The sequence below is a fragment of the Pseudoalteromonas amylolytica genome (assembly GCF_001854605.1).
Classification (GTDB): Bacteria; Pseudomonadota; Gammaproteobacteria; order Enterobacterales; family Alteromonadaceae; genus Pseudoalteromonas; species Pseudoalteromonas amylolytica.
Window position 1 is genome coordinate 179,526 of record NZ_MKJU01000025.1, and the last position, 24,243, is coordinate 203,768.

Annotated in this window: 24 protein-coding genes; 20 read left to right on the forward strand and 4 right to left on the reverse strand. The window is 43.5% G+C overall.

Annotated elements, in window-relative coordinates; all coding sequences use genetic code 11:
- Positions 1-5: 5 nt before the first annotated feature.
- A complete protein-coding gene (locus BET10_RS07285) occupies positions 6-1,511 on the forward strand; it encodes a class I adenylate-forming enzyme family protein (protein ID WP_070984489.1) in 1,506 nt (501 codons plus the stop codon).
- 20 nt (positions 1,512-1,531) lie between these two features.
- Here the strand turns inward: BET10_RS07285 and BET10_RS07290 are convergent, their stop codons facing one another.
- From BET10_RS07290 to pseB, 3 genes are read right to left on the reverse strand one after another with little or no spacing between them, the layout of a single operon-like run.
- Positions 1,532-2,665, reverse strand: a complete 1,134-nt coding sequence (locus BET10_RS07290) for a Gfo/Idh/MocA family protein (RefSeq protein ID WP_070984491.1) — start codon at positions 2,663-2,665, stop codon at positions 1,532-1,534.
- 31 nt (positions 2,666-2,696) lie between these two features.
- On the reverse strand, positions 2,697-3,857 hold the full coding sequence (gene pseC, locus BET10_RS07295; protein ID WP_070984494.1) for a UDP-4-amino-4,6-dideoxy-N-acetyl-beta-L-altrosamine transaminase: 1,161 nt from the start codon (positions 3,855-3,857) through the stop codon (positions 2,697-2,699).
- Complete coding sequence (gene pseB, locus BET10_RS07300) at positions 3,854-4,855, reverse strand: UDP-N-acetylglucosamine 4,6-dehydratase (inverting) (RefSeq protein ID WP_070984497.1); 1,002 nt, start codon at positions 4,853-4,855, stop codon at positions 3,854-3,856. The genes pseC and pseB overlap by 4 nt, the downstream gene beginning before the upstream one ends.
- 224 nt (positions 4,856-5,079) lie before the next feature.
- Between pseB and BET10_RS07305 the strand changes: the two genes are divergently transcribed.
- A complete protein-coding gene (locus BET10_RS07305) occupies positions 5,080-5,865 on the forward strand; it encodes a flagellin N-terminal helical domain-containing protein (protein ID WP_070984498.1) in 786 nt (261 codons plus the stop codon).
- A gap of 148 nt (positions 5,866-6,013) precedes the next feature.
- Positions 6,014-7,453, forward strand: coding sequence for a sigma-54 dependent transcriptional regulator (locus tag BET10_RS07310; RefSeq protein ID WP_070984499.1), 1,440 nt, complete (start codon positions 6,014-6,016; stop codon positions 7,451-7,453).
- On the opposite strand, the gene BET10_RS07315 is transcribed toward BET10_RS07310, so the two are convergent.
- Positions 7,450-8,055 (reverse strand): DNA-3-methyladenine glycosylase I, encoded by a 606-nt coding sequence (locus BET10_RS07315; RefSeq protein ID WP_070984502.1) that lies wholly within the window; start codon positions 8,053-8,055, stop codon positions 7,450-7,452. The genes BET10_RS07310 and BET10_RS07315 overlap by 4 nt on opposite strands.
- 171 nt (positions 8,056-8,226) lie before the next feature.
- Between BET10_RS07315 and BET10_RS07320 the strand changes: the two genes are divergently transcribed.
- The 17 genes from BET10_RS07320 to flhB all read left to right on the forward strand — a co-directional run bounded on the left by BET10_RS07320 (position 8,227) and on the right by flhB (position 24,185).
- Entirely contained in the window at positions 8,227-9,330 is a 1,104-nt protein-coding gene (locus BET10_RS07320; protein WP_070984505.1) for a sensor histidine kinase, read from the forward strand.
- Positions 9,327-10,721, forward strand: a complete 1,395-nt coding sequence (locus BET10_RS07325; RefSeq protein WP_070984507.1) for a sigma-54-dependent transcriptional regulator — start codon at positions 9,327-9,329, stop codon at positions 10,719-10,721. Before BET10_RS07320 ends, BET10_RS07325 begins: the two co-directional genes overlap by 4 nt.
- Before the next feature lie 154 nt (positions 10,722-10,875).
- Positions 10,876-11,208 (forward strand): flagellar hook-basal body complex protein FliE, encoded by a 333-nt coding sequence (gene fliE, locus BET10_RS07330; protein WP_070984510.1) that lies wholly within the window; start codon positions 10,876-10,878, stop codon positions 11,206-11,208.
- A gap of 22 nt (positions 11,209-11,230) precedes the next feature.
- Positions 11,231-12,940: a flagellar basal-body MS-ring/collar protein FliF gene (gene fliF, locus BET10_RS07335; RefSeq protein WP_070984511.1), complete on the forward strand. Its 1,710-nt coding sequence runs from the start codon at positions 11,231-11,233 to the stop codon at positions 12,938-12,940.
- Positions 12,933-13,970, forward strand: coding sequence for a flagellar motor switch protein FliG (gene fliG / locus BET10_RS07340; protein ID WP_070984512.1), 1,038 nt, complete (start codon positions 12,933-12,935; stop codon positions 13,968-13,970). Before fliF ends, fliG begins: the two co-directional genes overlap by 8 nt.
- Before the next feature lie 3 nt (positions 13,971-13,973).
- Positions 13,974-14,792, forward strand: coding sequence for a flagellar assembly protein FliH (gene fliH / locus BET10_RS07345; RefSeq protein WP_070984514.1), 819 nt, complete (start codon positions 13,974-13,976; stop codon positions 14,790-14,792).
- Between the two features lie 14 nt (positions 14,793-14,806).
- The gene (gene fliI / locus BET10_RS07350; RefSeq protein WP_070984517.1) at positions 14,807-16,138 is read left to right on the forward strand and encodes a flagellar protein export ATPase FliI; all 1,332 of its coding nucleotides are present in this window, start codon (positions 14,807-14,809) and stop codon (positions 16,136-16,138) included.
- Positions 16,138-16,578 carry a flagellar export protein FliJ gene (gene fliJ, locus BET10_RS07355; RefSeq protein WP_070984519.1) on the forward strand — a complete coding sequence of 147 codons (441 nt, stop codon included), beginning with the start codon at positions 16,138-16,140 and terminating at the stop codon, positions 16,576-16,578. Before fliI ends, fliJ begins: the two co-directional genes overlap by 1 nt.
- 143 nt (positions 16,579-16,721) lie before the next feature.
- The gene (locus tag BET10_RS07360) at positions 16,722-18,758 is read left to right on the forward strand and encodes a flagellar hook-length control protein FliK (protein ID WP_170829121.1); all 2,037 of its coding nucleotides are present in this window, start codon (positions 16,722-16,724) and stop codon (positions 18,756-18,758) included.
- A gap of 57 nt (positions 18,759-18,815) precedes the next feature.
- Positions 18,816-19,337, forward strand: a complete 522-nt coding sequence (gene fliL / locus BET10_RS07365; RefSeq protein ID WP_070984524.1) for a flagellar basal body-associated protein FliL — start codon at positions 18,816-18,818, stop codon at positions 19,335-19,337.
- Positions 19,338-19,345: 8 nt separating this feature from the next.
- Positions 19,346-20,437 carry a flagellar motor switch protein FliM gene (gene fliM / locus BET10_RS07370; RefSeq protein WP_070984530.1) on the forward strand — a complete coding sequence of 364 codons (1,092 nt, stop codon included), beginning with the start codon at positions 19,346-19,348 and terminating at the stop codon, positions 20,435-20,437.
- Between the two features lie 28 nt (positions 20,438-20,465).
- A complete protein-coding gene (gene fliN / locus BET10_RS07375; RefSeq protein ID WP_070984533.1) occupies positions 20,466-20,867 on the forward strand; it encodes a flagellar motor switch protein FliN in 402 nt (133 codons plus the stop codon).
- Entirely contained in the window at positions 20,864-21,265 is a 402-nt protein-coding gene (gene fliO, locus BET10_RS07380; RefSeq protein WP_096348933.1) for a flagellar biosynthetic protein FliO, read from the forward strand. The genes fliN and fliO overlap by 4 nt, the downstream gene beginning before the upstream one ends.
- On the forward strand, positions 21,258-21,998 hold the full coding sequence (gene fliP / locus BET10_RS07385) for a flagellar type III secretion system pore protein FliP (RefSeq protein WP_070984535.1): 741 nt from the start codon (positions 21,258-21,260) through the stop codon (positions 21,996-21,998). Before fliO ends, fliP begins: the two co-directional genes overlap by 8 nt.
- A gap of 1 nt (position 21,999) precedes the next feature.
- A complete protein-coding gene (gene fliQ / locus BET10_RS07390; protein WP_070984537.1) occupies positions 22,000-22,269 on the forward strand; it encodes a flagellar biosynthesis protein FliQ in 270 nt (89 codons plus the stop codon).
- A gap of 2 nt (positions 22,270-22,271) precedes the next feature.
- Positions 22,272-23,051 (forward strand): flagellar biosynthetic protein FliR, encoded by a 780-nt coding sequence (fliR, locus tag BET10_RS07395; protein ID WP_070984538.1) that lies wholly within the window; start codon positions 22,272-22,274, stop codon positions 23,049-23,051.
- A 3-nt stretch (positions 23,052-23,054) separates the two neighbouring features.
- Positions 23,055-24,185: a flagellar biosynthesis protein FlhB gene (gene flhB / locus BET10_RS07400; RefSeq protein WP_070984540.1), complete on the forward strand. Its 1,131-nt coding sequence runs from the start codon at positions 23,055-23,057 to the stop codon at positions 24,183-24,185.
- The last annotated feature ends 58 nt before the right edge of the window (positions 24,186-24,243 follow it).

The following is a 24,243-nucleotide window of genomic DNA, read 5'->3' on the forward strand; positions in this document are numbered from 1 at the left end:
TCACTTTGAACAGTATATATCAACTATTTCAAGAACATGTGAAAACCAATCCAAACAAGGCGGCTGTTATCTTCAATGATAATAGCCTGAGCTATCAACAGCTCGATAAGCAGGTTGGAGCATTAAGCAGCTATTTTACCTCATTAGGTTTAAGGCAAGGCCACCGAGTCGCGTTATTTGCACCAAATGGTTTGGAATATCCCACGGTAATGTTAGCGGCGGCAAAATTAGGATTAGCTATCGTGCCATTGCCCATTAGTTTAAAAGGTGATGCACTGATCACAGCGCTTAAAGTGATGCCTGTCGCGGCGGCAATTGCTTGGCCAACCATCAGCAAAGTACTGCTACAACAGAGGCTGGTGGAAAGAGAAAGTGTTATCACGATAGGTGACGCTGTTGATGGGGAGCAAACGTGGCAGGCTACCTTGACATCAACTCATGAGTCATGTGACGCGCCAGATGTTGACACTTCAGCGCCTTATATTTTAACGATGACATCAGGCTCCACAGGCCAGCCGAAACCCATCGTATTAAGTCAGCGCTGTAAAATCGAGCGCGCGTTTGCAGCTACTATAGATTACTATTGCTTGAATAAAGAAGATGTTGTTTTAGTCGCGACCCCTTTGTATCACTCATTGGCGCAACGGGGTGTGTTGATGCCTTTGATGCTAGGCGCAACGACAGTGATTATGCCTAAATTCTCACTTCCACATTGGTTAAAGGCGATTGAACAACACGCAGTGAGCTTTTTATTTGCTGTATCGGCCCAGCTCGAAAGCTTTCTTGTCCAGGACAGTGTTACAGAAGACATCAGTTCAATCAGGTGTTTAGTCTCTTCATCCGCGGTATTAAACAATGCCAGCAAAAAAGCGTTAATGGCGCGTTTGGACTGTGATTTTCACGAATGTTATGGGGCGTCAGAGGTTGGCGTGGTAACAGATTTTTGTGTTTCAAAACACCCTCAGTTGAGCGGTAGTGTTGGCAAAGCACTGCCTTTTGTTGAGGTAAAGATAACTGATAAGCGCGGTCATACACAGCCTAACAATGAGATTGGTGAGATCTGCTGTAAAACAACCACTGCGTTCAATGAGTATTTCAAAATGCCAGAGGCTACCGCAAACGCTTATGATAGCAGCGGCTTTTTTAGAACAGGTGATTTAGGGTATTTAGATGAGCACGGATATCTGTATTATGTGGGACGGAAAAAAGAAGTCATTTCCAGCGGCGGTATTAATGTTTTCCCACAAGATATTGAAGCGGTTGTGAAATCACACCCAATGATCATAGATTGTGTAGCGTTTGGCTGTCAGCATCCTCAATTAGGAGAGTATGTAAAGGTTGTGTATGAACGTCGAGGGGAGCAAGACCTTTCGATGGAGCTACGTAAGCTATGTTTAAAAGAGTTAACTGATTATCAGCAACCGAGAGAGTTTCTAGAGGTAGCAGAGCTACTTAGAAACCCTATGGGAAAAGTATTACGCAACAAAGTGAAAGAACTGTATAAATCGTGAAAATGGGGTGATTAATTTAATCACCCAACGCGTTCCCACGTTTTGCTTTGACTCGCTCGTTTAGCCGCGCTAAAAAGATCAAGCCCCTGTTTGGCTTGCTCTAACCCAAATACGTATTCATTGGTAATAGGGCGCCCTGCCTTAAAGTTGCAGAGCGCTTGGTGGATATCGGTGTATAAATTGGCAAATGCTTCAACAAAGCCTGTTGGGTGACCAGGCTTCATACGGTTATACCTAAACTGGTTGGCATATTGGCATTGGCCTGCGCGGTCTAGAATTTCCCTTCTACCGTCATTAAATTGAAGCTCCAACTCATCGGGATTAAGTTGATACCAGCGAGCACTACCGTGAGTGCCATAGATTCTCACCTCCAGCCCGTTGCGATGGCCGATTGCTGTTTTTGACATCCACATGCTACCTGTTACATTGTTCGGATATTTGAGTAGCATAGTTACGTCATCGATCAGGTTGGTGTACTCTGAATGATTGGCGAACTGGGCGCACGTTTCGGTTGGTTCGCATTCAAGCAGATAACTCGAAAGGTGGTGCAAGTGCACGCCTAAGTCCAAACAAATAGTGGGTACTGAATAATCTTGAAGACGCCAAGCTTGAGGTAAACTTGGCTTACCTGCTATATCAGGGGGCCTTTTAAACCCCTCCTGTGGCATTTCCAAATGTATTTTTTGCAGTGTTCCCAACTTGCCTTGCTTTATGATGTTTTTCAGCTCTCTCACCATAGCGTAACCACTATAGTTGTAGGTAACGGCTAAAAAGTGTTGTTGAGGATCATATAACTGTAATAACTTCGTTGCCTCTTCAGTGCCGCATACCAGCGCTTTTTCGCATATGACGGGTACATTCTTTTGCAAAAGGTATTGCAATGCCTCTAAATGATGTGGAGTAGGCGTAAGCACGACGACAGCATCAATATTCTTATATTCGATGTCTATCATTTCACGCCAATCATTATAGGTTCTATTAGTCGTGATACCCCACTGTGCAGCAGTCAATGAGTTATTGCTAGGGTCGCGACTAAACGCACCTGCCACAACCTGAAATTTGTTGTCTAAATGGGCTGCTGAAAAATGCACATAGCCGACAGCGGAATTTACGCCACCACCAATAAATGCCAAATTTAGAGGTTGATTACTCATAGAACTTTCCATCCGCAGTTGTTAAATTGACTTAGTCGTTAATTAGAGCAAGCAAATTATCGACGATATCTTGTTGTTGTTCTTCACTCAGTTCAGGAAACAAAGGCAATGTGATTGCACTGTGATAATATTGCTCCGCATTAGGACAGTAACCCGGTTTAAACCCCTGCTGTTGGTAATAGGGTTGCAGGTAAATTGGTATATAATGCACGTGCGCATAGATACCCAATGCTCTGAGCTTATTAACCACATTACGGTGCTTTGTGGGGTTACAGTCTAACACCTTTACCACGTACAGGTGGTATGCGCTGTAGCAACTGTTATGCACCTCTAATGGTATAACCTTTTTGCTGGCGCTTAGTAACTTATCATACCGCTGCGCTAAAACATTCCGTTGGCGCACAAACTCGCCAAGGGAGTTGAGCTGGCTATAGCCTAAAGCAGCATGTATATCTGTCATGCGGTAATTATAACCAAGCGCCTGTTGCTCATAATACCAAGGACCATGACTGGTTTGAGTGAAAAGGCTTTCATCGGAGGTAACGCCATGACTGCGCAACTGGCGCATTGTAGCTGCCAACTTCTCATCATTCGTTATTGCCATTCCGCCTTCTGCAGAAGTGATAATTTTTACTGGGTGAAAGCTGAAAATGCAGATGTCGGAGTATTCGCAGTTCCCAACGGGTTTATCGTTATATTTGCCACCAACTGCATGGGAAGCATCTTCAATGACCTTAAAATTGTATTGCTTGGCTAATTGAGCAATCGCTTTCATGTCACACGATTGGCCTGCAAAATGTACAGGGATTAAAACACTAGGAAGACACTGTTGTTGAGCAGCTTCAGCAAGCTTACGTTTAAGTGCTGCAACGCACATATTCCCAGTATCTAGTTCTATATCGACAAAATCTACACTGGCACCACAATATTTCGCACAGTTTGCTGAGGCGACGAACGAGTTAGGTGACGTCCAAACGATGTCTCCCTCTGATACATTGAGAGCCATACATGCAACGTGTAACGCAGATGTGGCGCTGTTAGTCGCAACGGCATAATTACTTTTGCAGTACTGTGCGACAGCTGACTCAAATAAAGGGACTTTAGGACCTTGAGTCAGCCAGTCAGATTTTAGTACATCAACAACAGCATCGATATCCTGCTGGCTGATATTCTGCTTCCCGTATGGGATCATGGTAGTGCCTTTGCGTTGAATGCTTTAATTTCTTCTACAGTTAGATAATGCGGATTGGTCAGTGAGTTGTATTCAAAACCAGGTTTAACACGCTGTCCTTGGTCACCTAACGCATTGGTGTCAAAGCGGTTGTTTCTGCTGCTAAATTTGATCCCAGGTGCAATCACAAAGTGATCTGGAAATTCGTACGTATCGAAGCTCAAATCTTGAGGACACATTACTTCATGCAGCTTTTCACCTGGTCGAATACCGATGATTTTCTGTGGCAAATTTGGTGCCATTGCACTGGCTAAATCAGTAATTTTAATAGAAGGGATTTTGGGGACGAAAATTTCGCCGCCGAGCATGCGTTCAAAATTCTTGAGAACAAAATCTACACCTTCTTGCAGGCTAATCCAGAACCGAGTCATATCTTCGTGCGTGATTGGGATGTGCCCTGCGTTTTCATCAATGAACTTTTGAAATACTGGAACTACAGAGCCTCTAGAGCACACCACATTGCCATAACGAACCACAGAGAACATCGTTTTATGTCCACCGGCAATATTGTTGGCAGCCACAAATAATTTATCCGATGCTAACTTGGTCGCACCGTATAAGTTGATGGGATTAGCGGCTTTATCTGTTGATAGTGCGATCACTTTCTCTACATTATTATCTAACGCAGCATCAATAACGTTTTCTGCACCATTGATATTTGTTTTGATACATTCCATCGGATTGTATTCAGCGGCGGGCACTTGTTTTAATGCTGCTGCATGGATCACGTAGTCCACACCCTGCATGGCTCTACGTAGCCGCTCCTTATCGCGGACATCTCCGATAAAATAGCGCATACAAGATTGATTAAATACTTGATGCATTTCAAATTGTTTGAGTTCGTCACGAGAGAAGATGATGATCTTTTTGGGCTTGTATCTTTCTAATAGCGTTTTAGTGTACTTTTTTCCAAAAGAACCCGTGCCACCCGTTATTAAAATAGTTTTATTATCGAACATGCTGATCCACCTTGTGGTGCAATTAAATCTTTACAATATCCACAACAGGTTAAATTTAGGTACTTTTGTGGAAATCTATAAATCGAATACTAGTCAATACTTTATATCAGTTTTCTCAACTTTGCAGTATTTATGGAGTGACAGAATGCAGTTTATGTGGCTATAGATGACATATTGAACAAAAAGGAGTATGGTCATAGTAGTACCACTTGATAGGGGGCGGTATGAAAATCCAATCACAAAGTAGTAGTATTTTTAATAGAATCGAAAATACGAGCAATAAACTTAACCAACAGCTTGCAACTGGTAAGCGGGTTAATTCTGCTGCGGACGATGCGGCAGCCTTGCAGATCATAGATAGATTGACCTCACAGCAAAATGGCTATGGCCAGTCAATTCGCAATGCTTACGATGGTATCTCCTATGCACAAACCGCTGATTCAGCGTTATCTGGTGTAAACGACGCCGTTTCTAGGATACGAGAACTATCCATCCAAGCGGGAAGCGGTGCATTGACCGATAACGATAGGCAGGCGCTACAAGAGGAAGTATCGCAGCTGCAAACACAAATCACCGAGACATTCGAGAACACCACTTTTGGTGGAGCGCAGCTGTTCAACGGTGAATCTGCAACATTTCAAATCGGGCCTGATGCTTTGACAACCAAAGAGTTGACTCAAACAGATGGTAGCTTTGCAAGCGCTATCCTCAGTGTGGATATATCAACTGAAGCGGGCGCTCAAGCAGCAATTGATGTGGCGGATACAGTTTCTCAGGATTTAAATACGCAAAGAACCCAATTGGGGGCTTTCGAGAACACTGTTTCAAGCACAATTCGTAACGCAGATAATCAAAGAGAAAATATCGCAGCGAGCCAGAGTCGAATTCAAGATACCGACTACGCAAGAGCTGTCTCTGAACAAACGGCAAACGATATTTTATCGCAAGCATCAATCGCACTAAGAGGGCAGGCCAACCAGTCTGCATCTGCGGTACTTGGTCTTTTATAGAGAATTAATGCAAAAGTATTGATTCTGGTCAGACTTGGTGGCGTTTTTTTGGCGAAAGTGTCAAAAACTTGCCACCAAGGTATTGCATCCCTTCCTAACTACCTTACAATCATAATATATTCTCGCCATAAGTAGTTGGACTCGTAAGATGGTTTTGATCTTAGATAACAATAATAACCGAGCTAATAGTCTTTATAGTGCGTTGACTTTTGTTGGTCAGGGCGCAAGAGTCATTAATGAGTCCGATTTGGATTTACAAAGTTCCTTTTCGAAAGAGTCTATCATCGTGCTTGGCGCACTTTCAGAACTTGATCACGAGCAAGTAGTTAAATCGCAACCCGCCTCTCCGTTTTTGTTGATTGGAGAAACACTCAAGCCGCTGTTGAGCCTAGCTAATGTTGTAGGTTTGATTTCCGAGCCATTCGGTCATGATGTCACAATGCAACTGTTACACGACTGTCAGCAGTACCAAAGAATGCTTCCAGGACAATCAGATAAAAATAGCGGTAAGTCGTTCGATGGTTTGGTGGGCGAAACCGAAGCGGTAAAACAAGTCAGGTTTTTAATATCTCAAGTTGCCAAGACGGATGCTAATGTTTTAATTCTCGGCGAGTCAGGAACAGGTAAAGAAGTTGTAGCCCGTAACGTACATTTGCTATCTCGACGTAACCATGGACCGTTTGTACCGGTAAACTGTGGGGCGATCCCCGGTGAATTGCTAGAGAGTGAACTATTTGGCCATGAAAAAGGTGCTTTTACAGGCGCGATTTCGGCGCGTAAAGGGCGCTTTGAGTTGGCACAGGGCGGAACGTTATTCTTAGATGAAATTGGCGATATGCCTTTGCAAATGCAAGTGAAATTATTACGAGTATTGCAAGAGCGCAGCTATGAGCGAGTGGGTGGGACCAAGGCAATTCAGGCTGATGTTAGAATTATCGCCGCGACGCATCGAAATTTAGAACAAATGATTGAATCTGGTAAATTTCGAGAAGATTTATACTATCGACTAAATGTTTTCCCTATTGAAAACCCGTCTTTACATGAACGTGCTGATGATATTCCTTTGTTGCTTAAAGAGTTAATGCGTCGCGTTAATGAACAAAGCGGTACCACAGCCAAGTTTACTGAGCGTGCTATTGAAAGTTTAAAGGCCCATGATTGGCCAGGTAATATTCGAGAACTCGCCAACTTAGTCGAACGGATGGTAATCATGTTTCCAGACAAAGTTGTTGATGTTACGGACTTACCCAATAAATATCGATATATTGACGTGGAAGCATATGAGCCAGAATATCCAGAGGAGCTACTGGAAAAAGATGCTTTCAACGAGCTCTTTAGTGATGGTTTTTGTGACTTCGATGATGACGCCGATGATGATGTGGGCGCGATGAACAACGCGGCACATCTTGGGCTGTTGCCTGATGAAGGTATCGAGCTTAAAGAGTATCTAGCCGATTTAGAGGTGAGTTTGATTACGCAAGCGCTAGAGCGGTACGACTATGTTGTGGCACGCGCAGCAGAAGTGTTAGGTGTGCGTCGTACCACATTGGTTGAAAAAATGAAAAAATATAACCTTAATCGTGATTAGCTTTTTAATGCTTCAAAATCTGTATGTTCGTAGCCTGTGATGATTTGCTCCTTCCTGAAACAGGCATTATCATGATCGTTCACCATGCCACATGCCTGCATGTGCGCGTAAACAGTGGTTGGCCCTAAAAACTTAAACCCTCTACGTTTCAAATCCTTTGCGAATGCAACACTTATCTCACTGTGAGACTGATAGTCTGCTCTACTGGCAATGTGGTTTACTATTGGGAAGTAGTCGACAAACTGCCACTGGTACTTCGCAAAGCTGCCAAACTCATTTTGAATGTCAATGAATGCTCGGGCGTTATTGATGGTCGCTATAATTTTCTTCTCATTGCGAACAATGGATGATTCATTCAACAGCCGCGCGACATCTCCATGATTCATCTGAGCAACACGTTGCACATTAAATTCATAGAATGCTTCTGTGTATGCATTTCTTTTTTTTAATATGGTATACCAACTGAGGCCAGCTTGTGCCGACTCTAGCGTTATAAATTCGAATAGGGTTTGATCATCAAGTACTGGTATTCCCCACTCATCATCATGGTATCGAATATAATCTTCTTTACTTTGGTCTAGCCACAAGCATCTAGTGCACATTTTACTTTCCTTATACAGATCGATTAATTGATTGTACATATTGCTGTATAAAAATACAGTGTCAAAAAAGTGTTATCAGAAAATATTTATAAAATATTGATTATAAAGGGAATTAATGTTGGCCTAAATCCTGCTTATTCATGTGTAGAGTCTTTATGAGAGAGTGATGTTATGGCTTTGGCACATGTTTTAAATCCACAATTTGTGACGCCTGCACAATTTAGTCCAGGTTTGCTACAAGAAGCGTATGTCGGTGAGCTAAGTGAACTTCGCCAGCAAGCGAGTTGGCTTAGTCACCTAGTTGATACGATGCCTGCGGGTGTGGTGGTGTTGGATGGTCAAGGCATGATAGCCAAAGCGAATCAAATTGCCATTGATATGTTAGGCGAGCCGCTTGAAGGTGAGAAATGGTTTAACATCATACAGCGCTCTTTTAGCCCCCAGCAAGATGATGGGCATGAGATATCACTCAAAGATGGTCGACTGATCAAGCTAGATATCACGGCATTAGCACCGGAGCCTGGGCAGCTGATTTTAATGACGGATCTAACAGAGACACGTCGTTTGCAATCCCGTGTTGCACATATGCAGCGTTTAAGTGCGCTTGGCAAAATGGTTGCTTCATTGGCACACCAAGTACGTACACCTCTGTCAGCAGCTATGTTGTATGCGGCCAATCTAGGTAGTCGTAGTTTACCAGATACATCCCGTGCGCGTTTTCACGAGAAGCTTATGTCTCGACTCAAAGATTTGGAATCACAAGTGAACGATATGCTCTTGTTTGCCAAAAGTGGTGATCAACAAGTTGTAGAAAAAGTATCAATGCAGCAGTTGCTGAACGAAGTTAAAGCTGGATCTGATGCGATGGTTGCGACGAATAACAGCTCGTTAGATGTAGCGCTGCCAGAACCAGATATTGCAGTGATAGGCAACAAAACTGCCCTTGCCAGTGCTGTGCAAAACTTAATACACAATAGTATTCAAATTATTGGCACGGGCGCAGAGGTTAAAGTTAATGTTCAAAGAGAGCACGATAAAGTCAGAATTTCGGTCATTGATAATGGTCCAGGTGTTGATCCACAAGTGGCAGATAAAGTCTTCGAACCATTTTTTACGACCAAAAGTCAGGGCACAGGTCTTGGTTTAGCAGTAGTCAGCTCAGTCGCACACTCCCACAAAGGGCAGGTAGAAGTTAAAAATATGGAAAGCGGTGGTGCGTGTTTTAGTTTGCTGCTCCCCATTTCATTTGATACCGAACAATTGGAGGTTGTATGAGTCATTCAATTTTAGTAGTGGAAGACGATGCAGGTCTACGCGAAGCACTGATCGATACCTTACAGTTATCAGGCTTCAGTTGTATTGAAGCGTCCAGTGCTGAGCAGGCAGTTGTGCTTTTGAAGCAACAATCTTTCTCATTGGTAGTAAGCGACGTGCAGATGGGAGCAATGAGTGGCATTGATTTACTTAAAACTATCAAGTTGAATTATCCAGACTTGCCGGTATTAATGATGACTGCCTATGCGACCATCGATGATGCTGTAGAAGCAATGAGATTGGGTGCCATTGACTACATGGCAAAACCCTTTGCGCCAGAAGTATTGCTCAATATGGTAAGCCGATATATGCCGCCAAAGGACAAAGAAACGGATGGTCCTGTTGTAAAGGATCCTAAAAGCATTCAGTTATTGGAGCTTGCAAACAAGGTAGCTAAATCCGATGCTAGCGTTATGGTATTAGGCCCAAGTGGCTCAGGTAAAGAAGTACTAGCTCGCTACATTCATGATAAATCTGAGCGAGCGCATGAAACATTTGTGGCTATAAATTGCGCGGCGATCCCTGAGAATATGCTCGAAGCGACGCTGTTTGGATATGAAAAAGGTGCTTTTACAGGTGCGATCCAAGCTTGTCCTGGAAAGTTTGAACAGGCCCAAAAAGGTACAATTTTGCTTGATGAGATCACTGAAATGGATCTTGGGTTACAAGCTAAGCTACTGCGTGTGTTGCAAGAGCGTGAAGTTGAGCGCTTAGGTGGACGCAAGACTATTGAGCTTGATGTCAGAGTCCTTGCAACCAGCAATAGAGATCTGAAAGAAGCTGTAGCTGCGGGCAAGTTTAGAGAAGATTTGTACTACCGTCTCAATGTGTTCCCTCTTATGTGGTTGCCTCTGTGTGAACGCCCTGGTGATATTGTGGTTTTAGCGGAGCACCTCATTACCAGGCATTGTATGAAAGCCAGTAAACCTGTGCCGAGCCTGACGAGTGAGGCAAAAGAGAAGCTGCTGTCGCATAGTTGGCCAGGTAATGTACGTGAACTGGATAACGTGGTGCAGCGCGCATTGATTTTACAGCAAGGTGAGACGGTGACCGCGGATGATATTTTCATAGAAAGCTATCAGCCTGTAATGGCCACCGCAGCACCTATGCTGAATTTAGCAACTACGAAGCAAGACGGTGAGGTCTCTGAGCAAGCACCAGCTATGGATAATAGTGATGCTACGAGCTACAAGTCTGAATTGCAGGACAAAGAACATCAAATTATTTTGGACACTCTGTCTCGTTACCAAGGTAAGCGCAAGGATGTGGCTGAAGTGCTGGGTATGAGCCCAAGAACTTTACGTTACAAGCTTGCGAAAATGCGAGATATGGGGATATCCGTACCTGCATAAGTCCAGCCTTTAAAGCAAAGCCAGTCGTCACTGGTTTTGCTTTGTCAAAAACATGACAGCCACAAAAACACATTAAGGTTATGATTTTAATGTGTTTTTTGTTGGCATGTTTTGTGCTTAATACCTAATATCTTTAATAAAAAGGGTGAGCACTATGAACATTCAACCCAATGCCTTATATCAGGAAATGCAGTCTCTAGCTTTAGAGGCTACACGTAATAAACCACAAGAGAGTTTGCCCGTACAATCTTCTGCGACGTCATCGGCGCAGTTTGGTGAGTTACTATCGGATGCGATTAACACTGTTAATGGTTTGCAAAAAGAGGCAAAATCCAAAGTAACAGCGTTAGAAATGGGTGATCGCAGTGTCTCTTTAGCCGAAGTTATGATTGCATCGCAAAAATCATCTGTGGCGTTTGAGGCTACCGTGCAAGTTCGTAATAAGCTTGTTGAGTCTTATAAAGAAATTATGAGCATGCCTGTTTAAACCTAGGTAGTGGAGAGTAACTGTGGCAACGAATCAATCAACAGAACTAGCTTTATCAGACGGCGCGACTGGCACCGAAGCTGAAGAGCAGCAAGAGCAAAAGTCAGGCTATCTGAGTGCGCTAAGTGGCGTTGATATGCTGCGCCAAGTTACTTTAGTAATAGCGCTGGCAATATGCTTGGCAATTGCAGTATTCATCATCATTTGGGCCCGCCAGCCAGATATGCGACCATTGGGTCAGTACCCAACAGAAGAGTTGGTACAGACGCTTGATTTTCTAGATGCTCAGAAAATTGACTATGAGCTTGACGGCAACACCATCATGGTTGCAGAAGGTGACTATCAGAATATCAAGTTACAGATGGCACGCGATGGCTTTTCACAAAGTCCCAGCTCTGGCACTGACATACTTATGCAGGACATGGGTTTTGGCGTCAGTCAGAGACTTGAACGTGAACGGCTAAAGCATAGCCGTGAGCAACAGTTAGCACGCACCATTGAAGAACTGCAAGACGTGAGCCGTGCGAAAGTTTTACTCGCAATCCCTAAAGAAAATGTATTTGCTCGACGTGAGAAAAAACCTTCAGCAACGGTGGTTGTCACTTTAAAACGTGGTAGAACACTAGACGGTGAAGAAGTTGATTCGATTGTAGATATCATAGCATCTGCAGTACAAGGCCTTGAGCCTGCGCGTGTAACCGTGACAGATCAAAATGGTCGTCTATTAAACTCTGGCTCACAGGATTCACTGGCCGCTCGCTCTCGAAAAGAGTATGAGATAGAGCGTAAAAGAGAGCAGGAATACTTAGAGAAAATTGACAGTATTATGATCCCTGTTGTTGGCCTAGGTAAGTATACCGCGCAAGTTGACTTAACCATGGACTTTAGTGCGGTTGAGGAAACACAGAAGCGATTTAACCCAGATTTACCTGCAGTGCGTAGTGAAACAACATTTGAAGAAAATAATATCGGTGGCATTACTGCCGGGATTCCAGGTGCGTTGACCAATCAGCCACCACTTGATTCAAATATTCCAGAAGTAGCGGGTAATGGCAGCGCTGCGAATGGTACCAACCCAAGCAGAATGCAAAAAGAAGCAACGCGAAACTACGAATTAGACACTACAATTAGCCATAAGCGTCAGCAAACTGGTGTGATCCGTCGTATCAGTGTTTCGGTAGCCGTAGATTATCTACCAAAGCCAGATGCAGAGGGCAACGTAACACTGCAACCACGCACGCAAGAAGAGTTAACAAACATTCGCCGTTTATTACAAGGTGGTGTTGGATTTGATATGCAACGTGGCGATGCCTTAGAGGTTGTTACTGTTCCATTCGTACGTGAAGATTTAAGTGAAGTTGCTGAAGTACCACTTTGGCAGCAAGAGTGGTTTATGAAGATGGCTCGCTTAGCATTGGGTGCTTTGGTAATTATTGTACTTATTTTAGCAGTTGTCAGACCGATGCTTAAACGCTTGATTTACCCAGATGACACGCTAGAAGAATTTGATGAAGATTCACTTACATCGGGCGTAGACTTAGGAGACAGCACATTAGATATGTTAAATCATGAGTTTGATTCATCAGCTGTTGGCTTCTCTTCGGATGGTACTTTACAATTGCCAGACTTACATGGTGATGAGGACCTACTAAAAGCCGTACGTGCCTTAGTTGCCAATGAACCAGAATTATCCTCTCAAGTAGTGAAAGCGTGGTTAACAGAAGATGACTGATGAACAAAAACAACTACCCGCTGCGTATGATGTAAATAAACTTGATGGCGTCGACAAAGCCGCCATCTTGTTACTAAGTTTATCTGAAGAAGATGCTGCGCAAATCTTAAAACATCTTGAACCAAAGCAGGTACAGCGCGTTGGTATGGCTATGGCAGCATTAGATGATTTATCACAAGCCAAGATAAGCGCAGTACACAATCTATTTATAGAGCAAATCCAGAGCTTCAGTACAATAGGTTTTCAATCAGAAGACTTTATTAAAAAGGCACTCACCGCAGCGCTTGGTGAAGACAAAGCTGCCAGCCTTATTGATCAGATTGTTATGGGGTCGGGTGCGAAGGGCTTGGATTCACTTAAGTGGATGGACTCAAAACAGGTTGCCAACATTATTCGTAACGAGCACCCTCAGATCCAGACGATTGTGTTGTCTTATTTAGAACCAGAACAGTCGGCGGAGATATTGTCTCAATTCCCAGAAAAAGTGCGTTTAGATTTGACCATGCGTATTGCAAACTTAGAAGAAGTTCAGCCAGCAGCGCTGCAAGAGCTTAATGAAATCATGGAGAAACAGTTTGCAGGCCAAGCGGGTGCACAAGCTGCCAAGATGGGTGGCTTGAAAGCAGCAGCAGACATTATGAACTACTTAGATACGAATATTGAAGGTCAACTTATGGACTCTATTCGTGAACATGATGAAGAGATGTCTCAACAAATTCAAGACCTCATGTTTGTATTTGAAAACTTATTGGATGTTGATGATAGGGGTATTCAAACTATCTTGCGTGAAGTTCAACAAGATGTACTGATGAAGGCAATAAAAGGTACAGATGATGCTCTGAAAGAGAAAATCCTCAGCAACATGTCAAAACGTGCTGCGGAAATGCTGGCAGATGATCTAGAAGCCATGCCACCTGTTCGGATCAGTGAAGTTGAAGCGGCTCAAAAAGAAATTCTATCAACGGCTCGTCGTCTTGCTGATTCCGGTGAAATCATGCTCGGTGGTGGCGGTGGTGAGGAGTTCTTATAATTTATGAGTAACACCAAGTTTTATAAGGGTCGGCCAGTCGAAGGAGAAGCACTAGATGAACTTCTTAAAAATTGGCCAATCCCTGATGTAACAGAAGATCCTCGCAAGTATTCGGGGCGCTCAACTGCTTTTGGCAAACCGTTAGAGCAGCTTTATCAAAAGCCAGACAAAAACGCTGAAGAGCCAGACACAGAAGAACCAGAGTTTCCGACATTGACGTTGGAAGAATTAGAACAAATTCGTCAAGATGCTTACGATGAAGGTATTAAACAAGGCCATGAGCAAGGCTATATTGATGGCTTTGACAAAGGTGTAACTGAGGGTAAAGAAGCGGGCTACAAAGAAGGTGTGGAGATTGGAAAGCAGCAAGGCCACGATGATGCAAAACCGCTTATAGAAGAAAAGTTACAAACTTTAACCCTAATTATCAATGAATTACATGAGCCGTTGCGACTGGTCGATGAACGTTGTGAAAAGCAACTTGTAGAGCTTGCCAATTTATTGGCGCAGGCGGTTATTTTCCGTGAAGTTGAACTAGATCCCAACATCGTACTGCTGGCTTTGAAGAAGGCCATGGATGCGTTACCTATTTCGGAGCATACGGTTAAAATTCATCTGCATCCAGATGACTTAGAGCTGGTAAAAGAGGCATATGGTGAGGAACAGCTTGCACAACAGCATTGGCATCTATTACCTGAGCCTACATTACATCGTGGTGATGTAGAGGTTAAAACTTCTCAATCTTCAATCGATATGACGCTGAAAACAAGAATCAAAGAAATCTTGGACGACTTTTTGCATGGTAGTGGTATCCAGTCGTAATTTTTGGCTACCTCATGAGTGTTGAAAGTCCTTTAGCTGAACGTTTATCACAATATAAAAAACATATACATCAATTTGCTGTGCCCGTTGCAGGTAGTTTAACCAGAGTTGTCGGGTTAACACTCGAGGCAAAAGGGCTCAGTGCGCCTGTGGGTAGCCACTGCAAAATAGAAACAACCCGAGGCCTTGTGGATGCTGAAGTGGTTGGCTTTAACGATGATACACTTTATTTAATGCCTAACGATCATATTTCAGGTGTACTTCCTGGTGCGCGCGTAATACCTCAACTAAAAGAAACCGGATTGCCCGTGGGGATGAGCTTACTTGGACGTGTGGTGGATGGTCTAGGCAGGCCATTAGATGGATTGGGACCCATCAACGCTGAACATACTTTGAAATTTGCGCAAAACTCGATAAACCCGCTTGCAAGGCGGCCGATTAGTCAGCCTATGGACGTGGGAGTACGAGCCATAAACTCCATCATAACTGTTGGGCAAGGTCAACGTATGGGTTTGTTTGCAGGAAGTGGTGTGGGTAAATCTGTTTTGCTAGGTATGATGACTCGAGGAAGCGAAGCCGATGTCATTGTTGTTGGTTTGGTGGGTGAGCGTGGACGGGAAGTTAAAGAGTTTATTGATGAAATATTGGGTGTTGAGGGACGTAAACGTGCAGTTGTTGTAGCAGCACCAGCCGATGCTTCGCCACTTATGCGTTTGAAAGGGTGTGAAAGTGCGGTCACTATTGCGGAGTATTTTCGTGATCAAGGGCTCAACGTATTGTTACTTTTAGACTCTGTTACTCGTTATGCCATGGCTCAGCGTGAGATCGCGTTAGCGGTAGGTGAACCGCCCGCGACGAAAGGTTATCCGCCATCAGTGTTTGCAAAACTACCGGCTTTGGTTGAAAGAGCGGGTAACGGCGGTGAAGGTCAAGGTTCTATAACCGCATTTTTCACGGTATTAAGTGAAGGTGATGATATGCAGGATCCGATAGCGGACTCAGCGCGGGCTATCTTGGATGGGCACATTGTGTTATCTCGGGACTTAGCCGATAGTGGTCATTACCCTGCGATTGACATAGAAAAGTCTATTAGTCGTGTTATGCCGCAAGTGGTTTCCGATAGCCATTTGCAGCAGGCACGAGTGCTTAAGCAAGTGTATGCGATGTATCAACAGAACAAGGATATGATCACACTTGGGGCGTATCAAAAAGGCAGTGATCCTATGCTCGATCAAGCCATCAATATGATACCTACAGTGAATGCATTTTTACAGCAAGGTATGAAAGAAGTACTCAATTATGATCAGTGCTTACAAGAACTTGCGAAGTTATTGGGACAAGAATAATGGCAGCAGATAAACTTAACTTACTGTACAAGCTTGAGTCCGAAAAAGAAGAGTCTTTGCGTGTAAACTATATGCAGGCTCAACATCACCTAAACGATAACCAGCAAAAGCTTGCTGGTTTGAATGATTTTCGTCTCGAATACAGTCAACAGCTCCACCTCAAAGCTAAACAAGGCTTAACCAGTAGTGGTCTCATTCAATATCAAGCTTTTATAAAAAAAATAGAAGATGCAATGCAGCAGCAGGCCAAAACAGTTAATACAGCCAAGCAAGTTGTAGAACAGCGAAAAAAACTGTGGTTGGCGCAGCAAGTTAAGGCGAAAGCAATCGAAAAACTCATTGAGAAAAAGCAACTACAGCTGCAAAAACAGCGTGACAAAGCAGAGCAGAAAATGTTGGATGAATTTGCTACCAATCAATTTATGCGCCGTAGGGCCTAAGCTAGAAATAGTGAGTCTTAGTGATGGCAAAGCTGCCCAACTGAGCGCGATGTCCTCACAAAAATAAAAGTGGCCTGAGTTTTGCTTTTAAACTTATAGTGATGTATCCGCGGCTGTTAATTGCCGCTTTGGCAGGTAAAAATATGCTTAATGTAACTATTAATAGCTCAGTTAAAACTAGTGTGGATGCTGGTGCTGCGGAATATACGAATACTCAAGAAGATAGCGCGAGTGAAGAGCTGAGCTTTTTGGCAACTTTCACACAGTTGCGCGATGCCGATACTAGGCAACACGGTGGCAATTCTGACACCAGTAAAGAGACAGACAGCTCAGCCATTACGGATGATGAGCAGCAGGTAGAGACCGAGCATAAAACGGGAGCTAAGCCCCTATCAGAAAATGAATTAGATACAGATCCAACTGACGATGCCGAGCATGATGGAGAGGTGGTATCTGAATCATCGGAAACTGATAGAGCAGTGAATGTGCTTGCTGACTCTGAGCAAGCAAATAACCAGAAAAACCAGCGTTCAGCTGATGATCTCCTTGCTCAAATAAATGCTGCCAATCAGCAAAAAACAGCTGTGACTCGATATCAGGCTGAGAAGTCCGACGCGCAAGCACAGTTGACTGCAAAAACAACGAATGATGCGTTGAAGTCAGGGCTACAAATCAGCAAACCTGACGTTAAACCTCAGTTAGCTGAAGAACCTGTTGATAAAATTGTTATTCCCCCTGGGTTTCGAGTAATGTCCGAAGGTGAGAAAAGTGCTGAGCATCAAGGCAGCTCTCAATCCACTGAAGGTAAAGGAAACACTCTTTCTGAGCTGGCAGAATCAAAAGCGAAGCAAAACCCAACTGGTGAATTAGCATCACAAAAACAGAGCTTAACTGATGGGCAAGAAAAAGTCAGTGAGCCTGCTGTGAAACCAGAAAAACCGTTGTTACAAGAGCACATAGAGGCGACCGATGATGTAGAGCAAGTCACTGCACAGCTAAAAGAGCAAAGTACTACGACTAAAATAATGCCAACAACGGTGCAAGAACACACTAGCTTGGCTGAGCACAAACAAAACACTCCAAACCTTAAGAAAAGTGAATTAGCGCAAGAGGTCAGTGATATAGCTAAGCAAATCGGTGCCAAAGTTACTCAAGACGGCAGCGGTCGAGAAATTCAAGTTCCAGCAGAGCTTAAAGCAACACTAGAGCAGCAATTAGCACTATTGTCACCTAAAGAAAGAAGCGCCCTACAGCAGGGGCTACAGCAACTTAGTAATCAAGGCAAAGCATCCCCGCTAGTTGAACAAGCGTTACAGCAATTAAAAGAGCTTGACGAAGGCCAGATGGCGGTGACGAAACAAGCAGTTCGTAGTGAAGTTACGGTTGCTGCGAATGCTGCCATAGCAAATAAGCAAAGTTACTCTTACAACAGTACCAAAGTCGATAAAGACACGATAAAGCAAGACATGAAAGAGTCGCTCAAGGCCATGAACTCAGTTGATGGAGGAAATTTTAATTCTGACATTAAGCGAGAAGCATTGAGCGCGGTACAGTTGGCTCAAGTGATGCCAACCCCTCAGGTTGAACAGCTCTTTAAAGCGATTGTAACACCTGCTCAGACCAACCCGCTATCTTCGCAATTTAGCGAACTAGCCCAGTATTTTGAACAGTTGGATGCTGCGCCTCAGAGCACACAAACGCAACAGCTCAACGCTACCTCTCACAAAGTACAAGTTGATGCGCAAATGCTACAAGCGGTAAATATTGCTCGTAATGATGCTGCAAAAATTTTGCAAGAAAAAGTGTCAATGATGCTGAATCTTAACAATCAAGAAGCTGAAATCAGACTTGACCCACGTGAGCTTGGTAGTATGCAGATCAGAATACGTACTGATGCAGAGCAAGCACAGGTAAACTTTGTGGTACAAAATCAGCAAGCGAAAGACTTGCTTGAGCAATCTATGCCAAAACTCAGAGAAATGTTAGCTGAACAAGGCATTGAGTTGGGGCAAAGTAATATTGAGCAAGGCGGTGAAGGGCAGCAGGAACAAATGTTGGGTTCAAATGAGCAGGGCCAAGCACATTCAACGTCAGCAGAACAATCCGAGCAGGATGAAAACATGACATCACGTGCAAACGGTGCTCTAAACGATGGTTCTTCAATAGATTATTACGCCTAACTACTGCTATTATATAGAAATAGACCGTGAGCTAATTGGCTTTTATAAGGATTAACAATGGCAGAAGATACCGACTTAGAAATAGAAGAAGCGGGTGGCAATAAGAAAAAGATTATCATCATTGCGGCCGTTGCAGTAGTGGTATTGGTTGCAGCTGGTATTTGGTTTCTGACCTCTTCGGAAGATGCGCCAGTTGAGACGTTGGCAGAAGAAGAAACAGCCCAGCAAGTGACAGCCAGTTCATCGTCGGCAAAAACAGGTAGCGCGCTTTATGTCGCTATGCCAAGGCCATTTGTATTTAACGTGCCAGGGGCAAGTAGAGACCGCATTGTGCAAATTAAAGTGCAGTTACTGGTGCGTGGAGATATCAACGAAGAAATTGCTAAGAAACATATTCCTTTGATAGAAGGCACGTTGTTGAGCGTCTTTTCGACAACGACAGCGGATGAACTAAGTACAAGTGCAGGGAAAGAATCATTACGTTTGTCAGCAGTGGACAAAGTACAAGAAGCAATGGAAGGGGTTGAGGGCAGTAAAGTCATTGAACGTGTACTATTCACCGGCTTTGTAATGCAGTGAGGTCTTAAGTGAGTGATTTATTATCCCAAGACGAAATTGATGCGCTACTTCATGGTGTTGATGATGTCGAAGAGGAAGAAATAAGCGAAGGTGATGACGGGGAGTCAACGGCGTTACAGTATGACTTTTCATCACAGGACCGCATTGTTCGTGGTCGTATGCCGACCCTTGAAATTGTTAATGAACGCTTTGCTCGCCATATGCGCATTAGCCTGTTCAATATGATGCGTCGCACAGCCGAAGTATCAATTAATGGCGTACAAATGCTAAAGTTTGGTGAGTATATTCATACCTTATTTGTTCCAACTAGCTTAAATATGGTGCGCTTTAGACCGTTAAAGGGAACTGGCCTGATCACCATGGAAGCGCGCCTAGTGTTCATTCTGGTAGATAACTTCTTTGGTGGGGATGGTCGCTATCATGCAAAAATTGAAGGTCGCGAATTTACGCCTACTGAACGCCGAATAGTGCAAATGCTGTTAAAAATAATCTTCGAAGATTATAAAGAGGCTTGGGCTCCCGTGATGGATGTTTCGTTTGAGTACCTTGACTCTGAGGTTAACCCAGCGATGGCAAATATCGTGAGTCCTACAGAGGTTGTGGTAATCAGCTCTTTCCATATTGAGCTTGATGGTGGTGGTGGTGATTTTCATATTTCACTTCCTTACTCAATGCTGGAGCCGATCCGTGAACTGTTAGACGCTGGTGTACAGTCGGATACTGAAGATACTGATTTGCGTTGGAGTAAAGCTTTACGCGATGAAATTATGGATGTGGAAGTTGAGCTATCGACGCAATTACTTGAGATAGATTTGACCCTAGAGCAAATTATGGGGTTAAAAGCGGGTGATGTTATTCCTGTAGAAATGCCGGAATATATCACTGTATTTATCGAAGAGTTGCCCACATTCAGAGCGAAGATGGGGCGTTCAAGAGACAATGTCGCATTACAAATTAGCGAAAAAATTAAACGTCCAGAATCCGTTAAATCTGAACTACATGTGTTCACAAAAGGTGGCAAGAAGCTTGACTCAGATGCTGAGCTTGCGGAATTGGAAGAAGACTTACATCTTTCAGAAGGTGTGGACTTAGATTGGTAAGAATTGATTACATAAAGGTTTTGATAGTATGAGCGATGATCAAGATACAATGGACGAATGGGCGGCAGCACTCGCCGAGGCAGAAGAAAATGAAAATGTCTCCAGCGAGCCTGAAGTGGCAGAACTGGATGAACTAAAAGACACGAATGCCAACCTATCTCCAGACGAAAAACGCAAGTTAGATACAATTTTAGATATCCCTGTTACTATCTCAATGGAAGTGGGACGTTCTAAAATTAATATTCGTAACTTACTACAGCTCAACCAGGGTTCGGTTGTTGAGCTTGACCGAGTAGCGGGTGAGCCGCTAGATGTGCTGGTTAATGGTACGCTAATAGCGCATGGTGAAGTTGTTGTCGTAAATGATAAGTTTGGTATACGTCTAACTGACGTAATTAGCCAAGTCGAGCGTATCAAGAAGCTACGATGAAAATATCTACCAGTATATTTTTGCTTGTGGCCGCCATGCCAGTTATAGCAAAGCAGGAAATGACAGGCTTAAGTACAGAGCTTTTGTCTATGGGCTTGTCATTGATGCTGGTTGTAGCATTAATTATCGGGTTAGGGCTATTAGTTAAAAAGTTCAATCCTAACTTGGGTAATAACAAAGACTTCAAGGTGATACGAAGCCTACCATTGGGTACTAAAGAACGCCTGATGGTGGTAGAAATAGACAATAAACAACATTTGCTGGGGGTAACGCCCCATAGCATAAATTATTTATATCAATTAGAGCAGCCCCTTGAAGAGGCGCAGGTGCCAGCATTTGCAAAAGAGCTTGGGCGATTTGTAGGTAGACAAAATAACAAGAATAGTTCTTATGATTAAATTTTTAATAGCGCTTATCGGCCTAGGTTTTTTACCTTTCGCTGGCGCTGAAGGCATTGATGCACTGAGTGTTACTACAAACCCTGATGGCTCGCAAGAGTACTCAGTAACGTTACAAGTGCTTGCCATTATGACTGCGCTGAGTTTCATTCCGGCAGCAGTGATAATGATGACCTCATTCACACGTATCATTGTGGTTTTAGCCATTTTAAGGCAAGCAATTGGCCTTCAACAGTCACCTTCAAACCAAATTTTATTAGGTATGTCTTTGTTTTTAACGTTTTTTATTATGGCTCCCATATTCAGCCAAATAAATGACAGAGCTGTTCAACCTTACTTGAATGAGCAACTGACATCACTGCAAGCATTAGAACAGGCAAAAGAGCCACTAAAAGCGTTTATGCTCTCTCAAACGCGTATTAAAGATTTAGAGACGTTTGCCAAGATAGCTGGGTATGACAAATTAGATAAGCCAGAAGACACTCCCTTTGTGGTGATCATACCTGCATTTGTGACCAGTGAGTTGCAAACAGCCTTCATTATTGGCTTTATGTTTTTTATACCATTTTTGATCGTTGATTTGGTGGTCGCCAGTGTATTAATGGCAATGGGTATGATGATGTTGTCACCCATGATTGTTTCTTTACCATTTAAGATTATGCTATTCGTATTGGTCGATGGCTGGGGGTTAGTGATGGGTACGTTGGCCCGTAGTTTTGGTCTAGGGGTGTAATATGGAACCCGAAGTATTTGTCGATATACTCAGCGACTCACTGTTTTTGGTCATAAAACTGGTTGCGGCAATTGTACTTCCCGGATTAATGATTGGTTTGGTAGTTGCTGTATTTCAGGCTGCAACCTCAATCAACGAACAAACTTTGAGTTTCTTGCCCCGTTTGATAGTTACTATTCTTGCATTGATAGTTGGAGGTCACTGGTTTACCCAAGAACTCATGGACTTCTTCACGAGTCTTGTGATGCGGATCCCTGAAATAGCAGGCTAGTGATGGAATTTCCAATTGCAATTGTCATGCAGTGGCTAAGTGACTTGTTACTGCCTCTGGTGCGGATCAGCTCAATGGTCATGGTTATGGCCGGCTTGGGAGCGCAAACAGTACCCACAAGAATTAAATTGGCCTTGTCTGTTGTCGTAACTTTTGCGGTTATGCCTGCACTTCCAAAGGCTGAATTTGTTCAGCTGTTCTCTTTTTCAATGTTACTAGTGGTAATCCAACAGATGATCATCGGCATTGCCATTGGTTTTGCGTCACTGTTGTTACTCAATACGTTTATCATTGCTGGACAAATTCTGGCAATGCAAACGGGTCTGGGATTCGCTTCAGTTGTTGACCCTGCGAATGGCTTGAGTGTACCTGCAGTGGGGCAGTTTTATCTTATCTTGGCAACTTTGCTATTCTTTGTTTTTAATGGTCATTTGATGATGATGAATATGATCATTTTTAGCTTTGAAACTTTTCCCATTAACGGTCAGTGGTGGCTGGTAGATAACTACTGGCAGATTGTTAATTGGGGGGGGTGGATGTTTACGACCGCGCTGGCGCTTTCGCTGGCTCCTCTTACTGCAATGTTAGTGATTAATATATCATTTGGCATAATGACACGTGCGGCACCACAAATGAATATCTTCTCTGTGGGCTTTGCATTCACACTCGTAGCAGGTTTAACCATTATTTGGGCCACCCTGGGTAATTTTGTTGTGCAGTTTGAATTTCAATGGCTAAAAATGACAGAACTGATGTGTAACTTAATAGGTTGTACGGTTTAGCATATGGCAGAAGATTCTGGTCAAGAACGCACGGAAGAGCCCACCGAGAAGAAAATTAGTGAGGCTCGAAAAAAAGGGCAGGTTGCTCGCTCTAAAGAGTTGGGAACAACTTTTGTGCTGATCTTTTCAGCCATTGCTTTATTGTTGTATGGGCCAGCGATAGGTAAAGGTTTGTATAACATCATGGGCCGCGCACTGAACCTAAATCGCAACGAAAGCTACGATACCACCAAAATGTTTGCAGTATGGGAAAGTGTTTTTTCTGAACTTTTTTTTCCAATGGCGATGTTTGTTTTAATCATTGTTATTGCGGGAGTGGTGGGTAATACCTTGCTGGGAGGGTTTAATTTCAGTTGGCAGGCAGCAGCACCAAAAGCGAGTAAGATGTCACCCATGAAGGGTCTTAAACGAATGTTAGGGCCACAAGCCGCTGTCGAGCTTGTAAAATCAATACTCAAGTTTGTGTTGGTGGCTGGCAGCGCGATTTTCCTGATCAGCGCTTTCTTTTATGAAATTCTTCACCTGAGCATAGAAGTTATGCCGAGCAGTGTGATCCACGCGTTGGAGATTTTAGCGTGGATGTTTTTAGGCTTAAGCTGCACCTTAGTGGTTATCTCAGCGATCGATGCCCCATACCAAAGCTACAACCACCACAAACAATTAAAAATGACGCTGCAGGAGGTGAAAGATGAATATAAGAATTCTGAAGGTGATCCACAGATAAAAGCTAGAATTAGGCGCACACAGCGAGAAATGTCGCAGCGACGCATGATGCAAGATGTACCCGACGCGGATGTGGTGGTCACTAACCCAACACATTATTCTGTTGCGCTTAAATATGATACGGAAAAAGCAGGTGCGCCAATGGTTGTTGCAAAAGGGGTGGATGAAATTGCCATGCAGATTCGAAAAGTCGCGATTGGTAATGAAGTACCCATTGTTGAATCGCCTGCGCTGACGCGCTCGTTATACCACACCACTGAAATAGGACAGCAAATTCCAGATCAGCTATTCACCGCAGTGGCACAAGTGTTGGCCTATGTATTTCAGTTAAAGCGCTTCAATAAAGGCCGAGGACGTCGCCCTACGTCACTCAGCAAAGACTTACCTATCCCTGATGACTTAAAACATTAGACCTAATAATTGGCTCGTAACTTGCTTTATCTGCATAGTGTCAATATTTTGCAGTTGT